At 62.6% G+C, this 15562-nt stretch carries 18 protein-coding genes; 9 read left to right on the forward strand and 9 right to left on the reverse strand.

What is annotated here, in order from left to right; translation table 11 throughout:
• Positions 1 to 38: 38 nt before the first annotated feature.
• The 5 genes from YU3_RS0115640 to YU3_RS0115665 all read right to left on the reverse strand — a co-directional run bounded on the left by YU3_RS0115640 (position 39) and on the right by YU3_RS0115665 (position 3786).
• Positions 39 to 1130 (reverse strand): methylenetetrahydrofolate reductase, encoded by a 1092-nt coding sequence (locus tag YU3_RS0115640; RefSeq protein WP_027167141.1) that lies wholly within the window; start codon positions 1128 to 1130, stop codon positions 39 to 41.
• Complete coding sequence (locus YU3_RS0115645) at positions 1127 to 1732, reverse strand: methylenetetrahydrofolate reductase C-terminal domain-containing protein (protein WP_027167142.1); 606 nt, start codon at positions 1730 to 1732, stop codon at positions 1127 to 1129. Before YU3_RS0115645 ends, YU3_RS0115640 begins: the two co-directional genes overlap by 4 nt.
• Positions 1725 to 2027, reverse strand: a complete 303-nt coding sequence (locus tag YU3_RS0115650) for a virulence factor (RefSeq protein ID WP_027167143.1) — start codon at positions 2025 to 2027, stop codon at positions 1725 to 1727. The genes YU3_RS0115645 and YU3_RS0115650 overlap by 8 nt, the downstream gene beginning before the upstream one ends.
• Before the next feature lie 134 nt (positions 2028 to 2161).
• Positions 2162 to 2944, reverse strand: coding sequence for a formyl transferase (locus tag YU3_RS0115660; protein WP_027167144.1), 783 nt, complete (start codon positions 2942 to 2944; stop codon positions 2162 to 2164).
• Positions 2945 to 3210: 266 nt separating this feature from the next.
• Entirely contained in the window at positions 3211 to 3786 is a 576-nt protein-coding gene (locus YU3_RS0115665; protein WP_027167145.1) for a DUF4893 domain-containing protein, read from the reverse strand.
• A gap of 127 nt (positions 3787 to 3913) precedes the next feature.
• Here YU3_RS0115665 and YU3_RS0115670 point away from each other — a divergent pair, with 127 nt between their 5' ends.
• Positions 3914 to 4825 carry an NAD(P)-dependent oxidoreductase gene (locus tag YU3_RS0115670; RefSeq protein ID WP_027167146.1) on the forward strand — a complete coding sequence of 304 codons (912 nt, stop codon included), beginning with the start codon at positions 3914 to 3916 and terminating at the stop codon, positions 4823 to 4825.
• A gap of 41 nt (positions 4826 to 4866) precedes the next feature.
• Entirely contained in the window at positions 4867 to 5409 is a 543-nt protein-coding gene (locus tag YU3_RS0115675) for a hypothetical protein (RefSeq protein ID WP_027167147.1), read from the forward strand.
• On the opposite strand, the gene YU3_RS0115680 is transcribed toward YU3_RS0115675, so the two are convergent.
• Positions 5406 to 6047, reverse strand: coding sequence for a DUF1638 domain-containing protein (locus tag YU3_RS0115680; RefSeq protein WP_027167148.1), 642 nt, complete (start codon positions 6045 to 6047; stop codon positions 5406 to 5408). The genes YU3_RS0115675 and YU3_RS0115680 overlap by 4 nt on opposite strands.
• A gap of 53 nt (positions 6048 to 6100) precedes the next feature.
• Between YU3_RS0115680 and YU3_RS36600 the strand changes: the two genes are divergently transcribed.
• Entirely contained in the window at positions 6101 to 6235 is a 135-nt protein-coding gene (locus YU3_RS36600; RefSeq protein WP_036258641.1) for an entericidin A/B family lipoprotein, read from the forward strand.
• 85 nt (positions 6236 to 6320) lie between these two features.
• Here the strand turns inward: YU3_RS36600 and YU3_RS0115690 are convergent, their stop codons facing one another.
• The gene (locus YU3_RS0115690) at positions 6321 to 7019 is read right to left on the reverse strand and encodes a B12-binding domain-containing protein (protein ID WP_027167149.1); all 699 of its coding nucleotides are present in this window, start codon (positions 7017 to 7019) and stop codon (positions 6321 to 6323) included.
• Between the two features lie 273 nt (positions 7020 to 7292).
• On the opposite strand from YU3_RS0115690, the gene YU3_RS0115695 reads away from it, so the two are divergent.
• The 6 genes from YU3_RS0115695 (at position 7293) to YU3_RS36605 (ending at position 13782) form a co-directional block, all read left to right on the forward strand.
• Complete coding sequence (locus YU3_RS0115695; protein WP_027167150.1) at positions 7293 to 8867, forward strand: trimethylamine methyltransferase family protein; 1575 nt, start codon at positions 7293 to 7295, stop codon at positions 8865 to 8867.
• An 89-nt stretch (positions 8868 to 8956) separates the two neighbouring features.
• Positions 8957 to 9646, forward strand: coding sequence for a 4Fe-4S dicluster domain-containing protein (locus tag YU3_RS0115700; protein ID WP_027167151.1), 690 nt, complete (start codon positions 8957 to 8959; stop codon positions 9644 to 9646).
• Between the two features lie 107 nt (positions 9647 to 9753).
• Positions 9754 to 10485, forward strand: a complete 732-nt coding sequence (locus YU3_RS0115705) for a dienelactone hydrolase family protein (RefSeq protein ID WP_027167152.1) — start codon at positions 9754 to 9756, stop codon at positions 10483 to 10485.
• 144 nt (positions 10486 to 10629) lie between these two features.
• Complete coding sequence (locus YU3_RS0115710; RefSeq protein ID WP_027167153.1) at positions 10630 to 11190, forward strand: RNA polymerase sigma factor; 561 nt, start codon at positions 10630 to 10632, stop codon at positions 11188 to 11190.
• A gap of 2 nt (positions 11191 to 11192) precedes the next feature.
• Positions 11193 to 13364 (forward strand): VWA domain-containing protein, encoded by a 2172-nt coding sequence (locus tag YU3_RS0115715; protein ID WP_027167154.1) that lies wholly within the window; start codon positions 11193 to 11195, stop codon positions 13362 to 13364.
• A gap of 139 nt (positions 13365 to 13503) precedes the next feature.
• Complete coding sequence (locus YU3_RS36605) at positions 13504 to 13782, forward strand: hypothetical protein (protein ID WP_245273520.1); 279 nt, start codon at positions 13504 to 13506, stop codon at positions 13780 to 13782.
• A gap of 23 nt (positions 13783 to 13805) precedes the next feature.
• Here YU3_RS36605 and bmt read toward each other — a convergent pair whose 3' ends face one another.
• Together bmt and YU3_RS0115730 are read right to left on the reverse strand one after the other, a co-directional pair.
• Positions 13806 to 14828 carry a betaine--homocysteine S-methyltransferase gene (gene bmt / locus YU3_RS0115725; RefSeq protein WP_036258643.1) on the reverse strand — a complete coding sequence of 341 codons (1023 nt, stop codon included), beginning with the start codon at positions 14826 to 14828 and terminating at the stop codon, positions 13806 to 13808.
• 113 nt (positions 14829 to 14941) lie between these two features.
• Positions 14942 to 15544 carry an urea carboxylase-associated family protein gene (locus YU3_RS0115730; RefSeq protein ID WP_027167156.1) on the reverse strand — a complete coding sequence of 201 codons (603 nt, stop codon included), beginning with the start codon at positions 15542 to 15544 and terminating at the stop codon, positions 14942 to 14944.
• Between the last annotated feature and the right edge of the window lie 18 nt (positions 15545 to 15562).

Raw genomic sequence — 15562 nt, forward strand, 5'->3', positions numbered from 1 at the left:
CTGATTTCGATCAAGCGAATGGTGGTTCTCCGCGCTGGTCAATGCGCGGTCTTCACCATGTCCACCTGCGTTTCGGTAATCTCGTCATGCAATATGCGGTCGAGCCGGTCGGCGACCATCTGGTCGTCGTGACGGATTTCCCGTTTCCACGGCTGGCGGCCTTTCAGCACGCCCGATTCATCGACGATCTCAGCGACATATTCCTCCTGGCGATAGGCCATCACATGGACGCCGGAGACGCCCGGGATTTCCTTCACCTCGTTGATGATGTCGATGCAGAGCTGCTTGCCTTCCTTCTTCTGGTCCTGTGCGCCTTCCAGCCGCTTCACCACCGCATCGGGGATGTGGACGCCCGGCACGTTGGAGCGGATCCATTTCGCCGTCTTGGCGGAAGCGAGCGGTCCGACGCCGCAGAGCACGAAGACCTTTTCGGTATGGCCGAGATCGCGGGCCTTCTGCATGAAGGTTTTGAACATCGGCACGTCGAAGCAGTACTGCGTCTGCACGAATTGCGCGCCGGCGGCGATCTTCTTGCCGAGATGGATTGGGCGGAAGTCGTAGGGCGGCGCAAAAGGATTGACGGCAGCACCCAGGAAAACCTGCGGCGGCGTCGTCAGCTTGCGGCCGGACAGGAACTTGCCGTTGTCGCGCATGATGCGGATGGTTTCGAGCAGCGACATGGAATCGAGGTCGAACACCGGCTTGGCGCCCGGCTGGTCGCCGGCCTGCACGCCGTCGCCGGTGAGGCACAGCATATTGGCGACACCCATCGCGGCGCCGCCCAGAACATCGCCCTGGATGGCGATGCGGTTCTTGTCGCGGCAGGCGATCTGCATGATCGGCGCATAGCCCATACGGGTGAGCAGCGCACAGATGCCGACCGACGACATGTGACAGTTGGCGCCCGAGGCATCGACCGCGTTGATGGCGTCGACCCAGCCATCGAAGATCCTGGCGCGGTTGTAGACATCTTCCGGATCGGCGCTGTCGGGCGGGTTGAGCTCGGTCGTCACCGCGAACTCGCCGCGACGCAGCACGCGCTCCAGCCGGCCACGCGACGTGTGGCCAGGCAGGGGATCGAGCGGCAGGTGGATGCCGGCCGGGTTCTCGTCGCGCTGGCGGCCGGTCATGCCGAAGCTCCGGGGTTCTTTGTCGTCTCACGCGTGGCGGCGGCCTGCGCGGTCACCCGGAGCCAGGCCGAGGTCTCGCGCAGCGACTGATCGACCGGTTTCTGCACGGTGAGGATCTTGTCGCCATGCACCATGTTGCGCGAGCCTTCCCAAGCCTTGACCCAGACGCAAGGCATGTCCGGCTCGACCTCGCAATTGCCGTTGGCGCGCACGCCGCCGCAGGGGCCGTTGCGCAACTGCTTGGGGCAATTCATCGGGCACGACATGCCGGTGGAGGAGAGCACGCACTGGCCGCACATGCGGCAGTCGAACATGAAGCCCTTGACGCGCTTTTCGACGAACTTCACCGGGGCTTCGACGCGGCCGTAGCCGATGCCCTTCCACAGAGGATGCAGGAGCAGGAAAACATCGGCGAACCTGCTGTAGAACCATTCGAGCAGTCGCGAATGCCGGACGGACCACAGTCTCACGGCGAAAGTGCGCTGGACGCGCCGCTGCGGCGACACATCGGCAGGCTTGTAGTCGGATTTCGGCGCTGCCTTCTTGACCAAAGTGGCCTGGGTAACCGCCGGCCCGTTTTTGGCAGGAGTCGTTTCAGACATTTTCTTTCCCACCTGCCTTGACGAGGGCGACCAGCCGCTCACGGTCATATTTCGTGTCGAGTTCCTGGTAGGCCTTTTCGACTTCCGCCTCGAGATCGTCGCTGACCGGGACCGGGTCGGCTTTGCGCCACTCGGCCAGATAATCGTCGGTGCCGCCGGCGCCGGTGCGCATAGCGCACATGTCGATCGCCTCGGTGAAGCGCAGCGGCAATTCGCGCTTGGCGTTTTGCCGGCCCTTCCTGACGATGACCTGGGCAGGGATGTCGCGCCAATAGACGACGATCAGATCGGCCATGAATTCTCACTCCTCGAAGTCATGGAGCATTGCCGCAAGCGCTGTTGGGCTGCTTGTTATGGGACGACGCGCGCGCCTTCAAAAGCGACGCTGTCGATGACGCAAAGCGAATGCTGGAATCCGCCGCCGCCTGATTACCAGACGCGCTTGGTCAAGCCGGTCCAGAGATAGAACCAGATCGTGGGATGAAACCACTGCTTCGACGGCAGGCCGGGATCGATCGTCGTAAGTTTGCCCGCCAGCGCATCTTTCACCGCCTGGACGCAGATATCGCGCGAGAATGCCGCCTGGCGCAGCGCATAGCTGGCGATGGTGTCGCCCGCCTTAGGTTTGCCTCGTGCCTGCTTGAGCACACCGCCGGTGTCGACACCGGCATCGACCAGATGCACGGTCGTGCCGAAGTTCTGCGCGTCACCGGACGCAAGCGCCCAGTAGCCGCCGTTCATGCCGCGATATTTTGGCGCGATGCCGGCATGGTAGTTGAGCACCGGGCAGGGCATCTTCGCCAGTGTGTCCTTCGACAGCAGCCGGCAACCGGCAAGCAGCACGACGCCGGGATTGATCTTCGTGACGGCCTCGAGACATTCCGGACCGTTGGCGGAAGGCACATGAATGATCGTCTGACCTTGCCGCGGCTCGGTGTCGAGCTTCTCCTCGGCGATCAGTCGCTCGGTATGACCAGCCAGGAACCGCTTGCCCAACCTGGTCAACACCATGGTGCCGAGCTGGCCGATGGCCGAGATCCAGCCCTGGCGCCGCGCGCGGCCGAGCAGCAAACGCTTTTTGGATTCAGGGGCTTCGAGGACTACGCTAACAGGGCCGATGCGGTCGGCGATCGCGTTGACGATGGCCCAGATATGCGGGCCACCTTCGGTGACGACCACGATCGGTGGCGTATTCGATTCCGACGCTGCCATGGCAAGCACCCGCTCTGTAGACCGGGCGCATGCTATGCGGGGCGGGTTAATCCTTGGTGTGCCGGAGGCCTTTCAGCGACGCGTCAAAGGCTTCAAATCAAGGAGACAGAGCATGATGTCGTCCGAAAACCGCTGCACACTTTTCGGCATCGTGCTCTAAAGCGTGTCGCGCTGAAACGGATTCAGGCGACACGCTTTAAGTCTTTGTTTTTATGCATGTCGTTGTCCCAGAACCGCTGCACACTTCTAGGCGACATGCACTAGGCTCAACGCTTGAATTCCATGATGTCGAGCTTCGATTCATAATAGGGCGCGGGGAATTCGATGCGCCATTCGGCGGCACTGTTGCGGAAGGCGTAGCCGACCTGGTCGCTTTCGGGGCCGCTGCCGTAGGGCTTGGCCTTGTCGTCGTTGACCGTGAACGAGCCGAGATAGATGGCGCGCTTCTCGCCGTCGTCGAAGAAGCGGCCGGCGGTGCGCTGCGAGCCGCTGATCTTCGCAAGCCTCCAGCCCGAGCCGTCGTCGGTGACCTTGCACTTGAACCAGCCATAGATGACGAGCGGGCTTAAGCCGCCCGCCTTGATGGTGCGGCACTTCCAGTTGCCGGTCAGGTCCTTGTCGGAGAAGGCGACGAGAGGTTTGGCGAGCAGTTCGTCCAGTTGCTTGACCTCGGACGGATCGCCGGCCTTGGCCTCGTCGAGGGCTGCCTTGCGCGTTTCGCCATACTTATCCAGTCGCGCCTTGTCGGCGGCCGTGATCAGCTTCTGTACTTCGCCGTCGGCTCGGACCGGCAAAGTGAGGGCGACAAGGCCGAAGGCGGCAAGGAGCAGGCGACGGATCATGAAATGTGTTTCCTCAAATCAGTGGCTGGAACAGTTTCTTTCTATCGCTGGCGCACAACTTACCGGTTCGCGATCGTCTGTCATCCGTGCTTAACAGCGGCGGCTCGGAAAAAAGGTGGTTGGGTCTATGCGGATCTTGCTCACAGGATCGTCCGGTTGGCTGGGCAGCGCGCTTGCGCCAAGGCTCGAAGCGCTCGGCCATGGGGTCATCGGACTTGATCCGGTCGCTTCGGCGCGCACGCAAATCGTCGGCTCGATCGCGGATCGCGATCTTGTGCTGAAGACTGTCCGGGAGAATCGCGTCGAGGCCATCATTCACAGCGGCGCATTGCACAAGCCGAACATCGAGCAATATGAGAACACGGCCTTCGTCACGACAAATGTGCAAGGGACGCTCAACCTGCTCGATGCGGCCGTGGCCTGCGGCGTCCAGCGCTTCGTCTTCACCTCGACGACGTCGCTGATGATCTCGCAGGCGATCCGCGCCGGCTTCCAGGGCGGCGCGCGCAAGGCGGCCTGGCTGACGGAAGAGATGTCGCCGGAGCCCCGCAACATCTATGGCGTGACGAAACTTTCAGCCGAGCATCTGTGCAGTCTCTATCATATCGACCATGGGCTGCCGGTGGTGGTGCTGCGCACGGCGCGCTTCTTTCCCGAAGCCGACGACATGGCGCATGCGATCGAACAGTCCGATGCCAACACCAAGGCAAACGAGTTGCTGTTCCGTCGGCTAACGGTGGAGGATGCGGCCGAGGCCCATGTCGCGGCCCTGGAGAAAGCCCCGCAGCTCGGTTTCGATACCTTTATCATTTCGGCGCCGACGCCATTCCGGCCGCAGGATTGCGCGGAATTGATCGCCGACGCGCCGGCCGTCGTCGCGCGCTATTTCCCGGATTATCCGAGGCTCTATGCCAGGAAGGGCTGGACGATGTTCTCCTCGATCGGCCGCGTCTACGATCCGTCGGGGGCGAGGGAGCGGCTCGGCTTTGTTTGCAAGACCAGCTTCGCCGATGTGCTTGCCGCGCTGGCGGTCGAGTAGGAGCGCGGCTATCGTCATGAAGGTTTCCGCGGGAGGCGCGTATGGGGGTCACGATTCATTTTGAGGGACAGCTGCCCGGCGAGGAGGAATATGTCGCGCTGTTGCGGGAAGTCGAAGCGTTCGCCGTCACCCGAGGATGGCCGGTTCGCAAAATAGAAGAGGCTGAAATAGCTCTCAGTCGAGTCATCGACGAGCGCAGTGTGGATTATCTTGGCCCGGTCATAGGAATAAAAGTTCTGCCCCACCCCAGGTCGGACCCGCTACCGTTCGAATTCGACCGGCATCTCTTTATGCAGCAGTATTGCAAGACCCAGTTTGCCGGGTCTGACGTGCATATCGAAGTTATCGAGTTGCTTCGCAAAGTTGCGCCCCTTTTCCGCGAGCTCGACGTTTTCGATGAAGGCGGGTACTGGGAATCCGGTGATCGTTCAGTTCTGCAGGGCAACCTCGACATTGTCGAAGCCATGATTGCCGATGCTATACGCAAGGATCCAACCGCAAGGGGGCCACTCCGGCTTGAAAGCGGCCGTGTTGTCGACCTCGTCTCGGATAGGCAGTCGGAGAGTCGGAACGACGGAGCCTAACGGACTTCCGCCGAATGTGCGGATGCCCGTGCCAGTTCCACAGTCAGGTCGCCATAGCCGGTCGGGCGGCGCTCATAGACGAGCCCGAGCATGGCCGCGGCTTTCTCGGCGACCTTGTCGAGCTCGGGATCGTCGGTCTGGGCGAGATAGATCAGCTTCTCGTAGTTCCCAAAATAATCCTTGATCAGCTCGGGATGCCTGTCGAGGCCAAGCGGCTTGATGAAGAAAGACTCGAACTGGCGGCAAAGGAAGTCGGTCATGTAGAACGACATCATGTCGTCCTCGGCGACCTTCGCGTAGGCGTCCATGCCCTGGTAGAAGGCAAAGCAATGCGGCCCTGCCATGCGCTCGACGCCATGCTTCTCGATCACGCCGTCGAGCAGGCCGCCGGTGCCACAATCGGCATAGCCGACGAAGATGTGCCGGTAGCCTTCCGACTTGGCCTTTTCGATCGCCTTATCCATGGCCGGCGCGATGCGGTCCGGATAGAAATGGAACTCGGCCGGCAGGCAGGTCAGCTCGAGATGGTCGAGCTTTAGCTGTTGCTTGACGGCCAAAACTTCGCGCGCAATCATCCCGCAGGCGATGACGAGCAGCCTGTCTGTTTGATTCGGTTCCGTTTTTTGCGTTTTGACCAAGTCGGGCCGGCTTTCGCTACGGGGCTTAATATCTGTCGAGGGAGACACCGTCCATGAAACTGCTACGCATCGCGCCGATGGCGATCCTTGCCTGCGCGCTTGCACTCACGGCCTGCGCCAATACCATTCGAGGCGTCGGCAAGGACGTCAAATCGACGGCAAGGGCGGTCAAAGACACTGTCAACTGATCGGCAGCCTAATCTACCATCTGGGAACAAAAAAGCCGCGCTGCAAGGCGCGGCTTTTCTTATCGATCCATCCTGATGCCTTGGATCAGGCGGAAGCGCGAACGTTGTGCTTGCGCTTCATATAGTCCTTGGCGGTCTCGACCGCCACCGCCGCATCGCGGCAATAGGCGTCGGCGCCGACGGCCTTGCCGAATTCCTCGTTGAGCGGTGCGCCGCCGACCAGCACGACATAGTCGTCGCGGATGCCCTTTTCCTTCATCGTGTCGATGACGACCTTCATATACGGCATGGTGGTGGTGAGCAGCGCCGACATGCCGATGATGTCGGGCTGGTGCTGCTCGATCGCATCGAGATATTTTTCGACCGCATTGTTGATGCCGAGGTCGATGACATCGAAGCCGGCGCCTTCCATCATCATGCCGACGAGGTTCTTGCCGATGTCGTGGATGTCGCCCTTGACGGTGCCGATGACCATCTTGCCCTGCTTCGGCGCGCCGGTGGCGGCAAGCAGCGGGCGCAGGATGAACATGCCTGCCTTCATCGCATTGGCGGACAGCAGCACTTCCGGCACGAACAGGATACCGTCGCGGAAATCCTCGCCGACGATGCGCATGCCTTCGACCAGCGCCTCGGTCAGCACCTTGTAGGGAGCCCAGTTGCGCTCGAGCAGGATTCGAGTGCCTTCCTCGATCTCTTCCTTCAGACCGTCATAGAGGTCATCATGCATCTGCTGCACGAGTTCGTCGTCGGAAAGCTCGGAAAGGATGATCTCGTCGTCGGACATTTTCTCGGGCTCCTTGCTGCTCGGAATGACTGCGGCAGCCTAAAAAACGATGCGCCAATACCTAACCCGCGAGGGCAACGTAGCCATAGCTGATTTGCGACTTCCCGCAAAAGGAAAGCGACTGAAAATCTATTGGTTTTCTTGTCGATTTTGCGACAGGCGTTGGCGCTGGCTGGCCGTTTCGAATAGGGTGCATGGCTACGATCCGGCGAGAAACCGCAGTGTGCGGCCGCAACCCATTCAGGCCAGAACAAAATTCAGGGAAGAACGATCATGAGCGAGAACGCGCCAGTCGACCAGGAAGCGTCAAACGCACGGCGCGGACGCGGCGCCAGCGGCGGCGCGGCTGCGCGCCGGGCGGCCCGTTCGGGCGGCGGTCCGGGCACGCAGCTCACCTACATCAAGCGCAGGATCAACGTCTATGAGGTCTTCAACGAGGAAGGCCTGGCGCTGATCGAGAAGAACACCGACACGGTGCTCGAGGAAATCGGCATCATTTTCCGAGACGACGCCGAAGCGCTGGCGCTGTGGAAGGAAGCGGGCGCCGATGTGAAAGGCGAGCGCGTGCATTTCCCGAAAGGGCTCTGCCGCTCACTGCTCAAGACCGCTCCCTCGATCTACACCCAGCATGCGCGCAATCCCGAACGTTCGGTGCAGATCGGGGGCAATGCTACGGTGTTCGCGCCGGTCTACGGCCCGCCCTTCGTGCGCGATCTCGACGGCAACCGCCGCTACGCGACGATCGAGGATTTTCAGAATTTCGTGAAGCTCGCCTATATGGCGCCGTCGATCCATCATTCGGGCGGCACGGTGTGCGAGCCGGTGGACGTGCCGGTCAACAAGCGCCATCTCGACATGGTCTACAGCCACATCAAATATTCCGACAAGCCGTTCATGGGCTCGGTCACCGCGCCGGAGCGGGCCGAGGACACGGTGGCGATGGCCAAGCTCGTTTTCGGCGACGACTTCGTCGAGAACAACACAGTGCTGACCAGCCTGATCAACGCCAACTCGCCGATGGTGTTCGACGAGACCATGCTCGGCGCGCTGAAGGTCTATTCTCGCCACAACCAGGCCTGCATCGTCACGCCGTTCATCCTGGCCGGCGCGATGAGCCCGGTGACCGTCGCCGGCACGCTGACGCAGGTGCTCGCCGAGGTGCTCGCCGGCGCTTCGTTCACGCAGCTGATCAAGCCCGGCGCGCCGGTGCTGTTCGGCACCTTCGCGTCGTCGATCTCGATGCAGTCGGGCGCGCCGACCTTCGGCACGCCGGAGCCGTCGCTGGTCTCCTATGGCGCCGCCCAGCTTGCCCGCCGGCTCGGCCTGCCGTTCCGCACCGGCGGCTCGCTCTGCGCCTCGAAGGTCCCCGATGCGCAGGCAGCCTATGAAAGCGCCAACACGCTGAACTCTACGATCCTTGCCGGCACCAACTTTGTCCTCCACTCGGCCGGTTGGCTCGAGGGCGGGCTGGCCTCCTGCTATGAAAAATTCATGATGGACATCGACCAGCTCGGCATGACGCAGAAGTTTTCCGAGGGCGTCGACCTGTCGGAGAACGGTCAGGCGATGGACGCCATCCGCCAAGTCGGTCCTGGCAGCCACTATCTCGGCTGCGACCACACCCAGGCCAATTTCCAGACGGCCTTCTACCGTTCCAACATCGCCGACAACAATTCCTACGAGCAGTGGCTGGCCGAAGGCCAAAAGACCGCGCCGCAACGCGCCAACGAGCTCGCCCGTCGCTGGCTGGAGAGCTACGAGGCGCCGGCTCTCGACCAGGGTATCGACGAAGCGCTGAAGGAGTTCATCGCCAAGAAGAAGGGCTCGATGCCCGACGCCTTCACGTGAAAGGAGCCCGAGTCAGGCGGGGCTAAAGTCGCCAACATCATCCACAAGGAAGTCTGGCGGAGCGCGTTCTCCGACCCGGACCGGAAGGAATGACTTTTTCCCGCGACCGGGTCGAGGAGATCGCGAGCACGCTCGCGGCCAACGGCCTGATCCTTCGCGGCGGTTTCAGCTTCGGCGCCGATGAGGTGGCGCCAGCGGCAGGTTCCGGCGCTCCGGCCAAATCGGTGCTGCTGGTCGGGCAGGCGGGCGCGGCGCCCTGGCCGTATTTCCAGCGCTGGCTTGGGCAACAGGTGGAGCCGACCGCCAATCCGCTCGACACTTGGTCGCGCGAGGTGATCGGCCAGGTCGCGCAGGCATTTGGCGCGCGCGCCGTATCGCCCTCCGACCGGCCCTATCTGCCATTCCAGCACTGGGCGATGCGGGCGGAGAGGCTGAAACCGTCGCCGCTCGGCATCCTCATGCATCCCACATATGGGCTCTGGCATGCCTATCGCGGCGCATTGCTGTTCGAGAACGAGATTTCTCCCCCCGAAGTTCATGAGGCGATTCATCTCTGCGACATATGTGTCGAAAAACCCTGCCTGAAATCCTGTCCGGTCGACGCCTATTCAGGGCAGGGCTTTGCCCATGAGGCCTGTCTCGGCCATGTCCGCGGCCCTCGCGGCGAGCCTTGCCGCAGCGGTGGCTGCCTCGACCGCAACGCTTGTCCCTTTGGCACCGACTATCGCTACCCGCCGGAGGTGCAGGCCTTTCATATGGCGGCGTTCGCCAAGCTGTGACGAGAGCGGCTGCCGTTCGCACGAAATCTTGAACATCAGGCTCCGGGAATGGCTTGCCGGAACGGCGCGTGCCGATATCTAACGCGCGACAGGCAACGGAGCGCATCATGACCGGAAAGCAGATCGAGATCGCAACCAGTGACGGCAAGGCAAGGGCGGGACTTTTCCGACCGTCCACCTTGGCCAAGGCCGGCGTGATCCTCTATATGGACGCCTTCGGGCCACGCCCGGTGCTGGACGAGATGGCCGAGCGGCTCGCCGGGCACGGCTATGCCGTGTTGGTGCCGGATCTCTTTTACCGCAACGCCCCCTACGGACCTTTCGACGCCAAGACCGCCTTCACAGTGGAGGAAACCAAAACCAAACTGATGGCGCTGATCACCGGCACGACGCAGGAGATGAGTATTCGCGACAGTGAAGCCTTTCTCGATGCGCTTACAGCCGAAGGCATTGACGGACCGATCGGCGTCGTCGGCTATTGCATGGGCGGGGCGCGGGCGCTCAATGCAGCCGCGACCTATCCCGACCGCATCGCTGCCGCGGCGAGCTTCCATGGCGGCAATCTCGCCAGCGATGCCGCCGACAGTCCGCTTCGCAAGGCTGCCTCGATCAAGGCGCGCGTCTATGTCGGCGTTGCCGGCGTCGACCGCAGTTTCCCGCCGGAACAGTCGGCGCGGCTGGCGGAGGCCCTGCGCGTTGCCGAGGTCGACCACACGATCGAGAACTATGTCGGCGTCGGCCATGGCTGGTGCATCAAGGACCACAGCGTCTATGACGAGACCGGCGCCGAGCGCCACTGGAAGCGGCTGACGGCGTTTTTTGGCGAAACACTCGGATAGGTCTTCGCTCGCCGATCGCTGGGGGTAGTACGGGCCTTCAGATGCCCGCGCTGCCCTGCCGTGAACGGGGAGAAGGAAATGTTTATAAAAAATCTTTGCATCGCCCCAAGGATTGGCCATTAGCCTTCGTCCAACAGGCAAATGATGGCGATGATGCTGGACGACAGCGAAGCCTCCGATGCGGAATTGATCGGGCGGGCGAGGGGCGGAGACGGGGGGGCTTTCGGCAAATTGCTCGAAAGGCACTATGGCTTCGTCTATCGCGCCGCCTATCGCTGGTGCGGCCGTAAGGCCGATGCCGAGGACATCGCCCAGGACGTCTGCGTGCGGCTTGGCCGGGCGATCCGCGACTATCAGGGCAACGGCGCGTTCACGACATGGCTCTACGCCATGACGCTGAACGCGGCGCGCGACATGATGCGCAAGCGCGCCCGCGACACCGCCAAGACCGATGCCTACGGCGCCTATGCGTCGATCGCGGGCGAGGCGCCGCCGGAGGCCGACGATCCGGCCGAAGCGATGTGGGCGGCGGTGCGGATGCTGCCCGACAAGCAGCGTGACGCGGTGTTGCTCGTCTATGGCGAAGGGCTCAACCACGCGGCTGCGGCGGAGGTGATGGCGATCTCGGAGACGACGGTTTCCTGGCACATCCATGAAGCGAAGAAACGGCTGAAGGTGCTGATGCGTTCAGCCGGGGAAGTGTGACCATGGTCGACGACAACGAACTCGAAAGGCTGCGCGACATCGCGGTACCGGCACCGGACGGCGAGGCGAAGGCGCGCGCGTTCGCCGCCGCGATGCAGGCCTTCGACCTCGATGAAAATATTTCGGCTGTCCCCCAAGGAACGTCTGCAGGCCTTCGTCTCACGGAGCGAGCAAGAAAGCTCTGGAGAGAAATCATGCAACGGAAACTCATTGCCACGCCGGCCATCACCGCGCTGGTTGCGCTGCCTATCGCCGGCTACGCCGCTTTCGAGATGTTGAAGGAGCAGCCGTCCGTCATCGGCGGCAACGGCAAGATCACCGAGACGGTGGCCGACAAGCCGGCGGCGCAAAAGCCTGCGCCGGAGCAACCGGCGATCAACGAGCCGCTGGCGCCGGCGCCCGCCAAGGAGAAGAAGACCGACGCCGACAGCGAAAGGCGGGTGGAAGATGAAGCGCAAGTCGCGCCGGCATCGCCGCCGAGTTCTAAATCGAGCTCCTCCGACAGCCAGGCGAAGCGCGAAAATGGAACGTTGAAAGACTATGCCAAGCAGGAGACGGTGCCCGAAGCGTTGCCGGCGCCGCCACCGGCACCCGCAGAGGTCGGCCAACTCGCTGCCGGCGGACGCGCGAATGTCCAGGCGCCGGCGAACGCCATGCAGTCTGCCCAGGTGCCGGCTGGCGCCGTCGCCGATTCCAAGCTGATGGCTTCGCCGATGCCGGCCGACCAGTTGCAGCCGCAAGAGGAAAACCGCGACCGCATCGAGACTTTCAAGACCAATCCGGTGCACGAAACCGCGCAGGATCCTGTCTCGACCTTTTCGATCGATGTCGACACGGCCTCCTATTCCTTCGTGCGCCGCTCGCTGAAGGAAGGCACTCTTCCTGAGGCCGACACGGTCCGCGTCGAGGAGATGATCAACTACTTCCCCTATGACTGGAAGGGGCCGGATTCGGCTGCGACGCCGTTCAACTCGACCGTCACCGTCATGCCGACGCCTTGGAACGAGCACACCAAGCTCATGCATGTCGCGATCAAGGGTTTCGACGTGAAACCGGCCGAGCAGCCCAAGGCCAATCTGGTCTTCCTGATCGACGTCTCGGGCTCGATGGACGAGCCGGACAAGCTGCCGCTGCTGAAATCCGCCTTCCGGCTGCTGGTCAGCAAGCTGAAGGCCGACGACACTGTCTCGATCGTCACCTATGCCGGCAATGCCGGCACGGTGCTGATGCCGACCAAGGCGGTGGAAAAGCAGAAGATCCTCGCCGCCATCGACAATTTGTCGCCGGGCGGCTCGACGGCAGGCGAGGAAGGTATCCGCGAAGCCTACAAGCTTGCGCAGCAGTCGTTCGTCAAGGACGGCGTCAACCGGGTGATGCTCGCAACCGACGGCGACTTCAATGTCGGTCAGACCGATGACGACGACCTCAAGCGGCTGATCGAAAGCGAGCGCAAGACCGGCGTCTTCCTGTCGGTGTTCGGCTTCGGCCGCGACAACCTGAACGACCAGATGATGCAGACCATCGCCCAGAACGGCAACGGCACGGCCGCCTATATCGACACGCTGGCCGAAGCCGAGAAGGTGCTGGTCGAGGATGCCTCCTCGACGCTGTTCACCATCGCCAAGGACGTCAAGATCCAGGTCGAATTCAACCCGGCCAAGGTTTCGGAGTACCGTCTCGTCGGTTATGAGACCCGGGCTCTGAAGCGCGAGGATTTCAACAACGACCGCGTCGATGCCGGCGATATCGGCTCGGGCCATTCGGTGACGGCGGTCTATGAGATCACGCCTAACGGCAGCGGCGGCGAACAGGTCGATTCGCTGCGCTACGGCCAGGCCAAGGTCGACAATGGCGGCGTTGCGAATGCGGGCGAATATGCCTTCGTCAAGATCCGCTACAAGCTGCCGAACGAGAATGTCTCGAAGCTGATCACCACGCCGGTGACCGCCGCCAACGAGGTTCCGTCCTTCGACGCCGCCGGCGCCGACCAGCGTTTCTCGGTCGCGGTCGCGGCCTTCGGCCAGAAATTGCGCGACGAGGACCAGACGGCGAATTTCGGCTACGGCCGGATCGCGGAGATCGCCAATGCCGCGCGCGGCGCGGATCCGTTCGGCTACAGGGCGGAGTTCCTGTCGCTGGTGCGGCTGGCCTCATCGCTGGACGGAAACAAGTAGACATTGCGAATTGAATGAAGGGCCGGTGGGACAAATCCCGCCGGCCTTTTTGCGATCGTTAAATTGCGTGGCTTTTCCGGAACCTCGTCGCAATGACCCTCTGTTAGTCCATGCTGATAGAGGGGTTGAGGGAATAGCAGTGCATATCACGACAACCGGGAACGCCCATTCGACGGCGACGAGCGCGCCGCTCCAGCGAGAGGCCGCTCCGTCGGCTGAATCCACACGCATCAGAAATGATGTCGACGCGGCCCGCAACACGGCGCTTTCGGCGCTCAACAACGACCGCTTCCGTTCGATGCTGGAGCAGATCAGCGATCCGCGTTCCTCGGGCGCTTTGATGACGATGAGCGCCGAGGGCAGCGCCGGCACCGATCTCAACACCGCGCTGTCGAGCTACGCCGAAAATAGCAAATAAGCAGGCCCGTCAGGAAAACCTTGTCAGGCGCGGTTGCGCCTGCGTTCGCGGCGGCCTTCGCTGGTTTCGGCAGTGTTTGCCGTCGCCACCTTGTTGCGCATCGGGCCGATGCGCTCGACGATCGTCCCGATGGTCGGCCGCTCAGCCTTGGTGTGCGCGTCGAGCGCCTTGCGCATGGCGGCAAGGTGAGCGAACGAGGTGCCGCAGCAGCCGCCGACGATCTTTGCGCCGCCGTCGACCGCCAGCCGGACATAGTCGGCCATCAACTCCGGCGTGCCGGAATAGTGAATCTCGGCGCCGCGGAATTCCGGGATGCCGCAATTGCCCTTGACGATCACGGTCGCCTCCGGCTTCGCCTCAGTCATGTCGAGGAGCGAGGCGAGGATATCGGAAGCGCCGACGCCGCAATTGGCGCCGACACCGAGGGGAGCCTGCGACAGCCCGTCGGCGACGGCGTGGATGTCCTTTGGCAGCAGACCCATCATGGTGCGGCCGGCCGTGTCGAAGGAACCCGTGTAGGTGTAGGGCAGGCCAACGCGGATAGCGGCTTGCGCCGCGGCACGGATCTCGTCGGGCGCCGACATGGTTTCGATCCAGGCGACTTCGGCGCCGCCGGCCTTCAGGCCCTCGATCTGCTCGGCGAAGGCATCGACCGCGTCGTCATAGGTCATGGCGCCGAGCGGCACCAGCAGCTCGCCCGTCGGACCGACGGAGCCGGCGACGATCACCTTGCGGCCGGCCTTGTCGGCGACGGAACGGGCAATCTCGGCGGCGCGCTTGTTCAGCGCGTGGACGCGGTCCTGCGCATGATGCAGCTTGAGCCGGTGGCGGGTGCCGCCGAAGGAATTGGTGAGGATGATATCGGCGCCGGCGTCGACGAAATTCTGATGCAGGCTGACAATGGTCTCGGGCGAAGTCTCATTAAGCAACTCGGGCGCTTCGCCGGCCTCGAGACCCATCGCGAACAGATTGGTGCCGGTGGCGCCGTCGGCCAGAAGCACGCCCTTTTCGGCCAGCAGTGCGTCGATGGGATTGCTCACGGTCATAGCCTGAATTTCCTGCCTCGAATGGCTTTCGTGTTCCGAATTCAAATAACGATATAAAGAAGTCTTTATGTCTAGTCAATGAATTTGCCGCCTCAAATAACGGTCTCTCGCCTCTACGGTCCGGGAGTGATCTCCACCATGATCTCGGTGCAGGCGTCGCCATTGGTCGGATGGTGATCGACCGAGCACGCGGTGACGACAAGCAAGAGGTCCTGTTCGGCGCGCAACGTCACGGAGCCACCCGGTGGATTGATCGAGGCCTCGACCACCAAGGTTCCGTCAGGCTGCGGCAAGGAGTTCTGGAACAGGTCGACCGGATCGGGCGCGAAGGGGAGTTCGATGCCTTCGGAGGCGAGCGCCTTCATCAGATTGTCGCGGCAGTTCGGGTGGTTCGGCAGGCCGGCCCGTTCGTAGAGCGCGCTGTCGCAGGCCGGGTAAAGCATGTCGTGCGGTCCGGGCGAGGCGTCCTCGACCAGCGTCAGCATGATCTTGCCGGCCGCGCTGTAGAAATGGTCGCCAGGTCTCGGAAACAGCCGCTCGGTAATGTCGCGGGTCTGCGATGTGCTCAGCCAGTCGAGCCTGCCCTCGGTCGAGAAGGCCCAGAGGTCGGAGACCTGCCGGCCCTTGGGATCGATGATGCGGACCAGATCGCCGCGCCTGACGCGCATGGAACGGCCCGATTGAGGAGGAACGACGATGCGACCTGGTTCTTGCATGGGTTTCCCTGAAATGAT

Origin of the sequence: Mesorhizobium sp. WSM3224, from assembly GCF_000427725.1 — a bacterium.
Classification (GTDB): Bacteria; Pseudomonadota; Alphaproteobacteria; order Rhizobiales; family Rhizobiaceae; genus Mesorhizobium.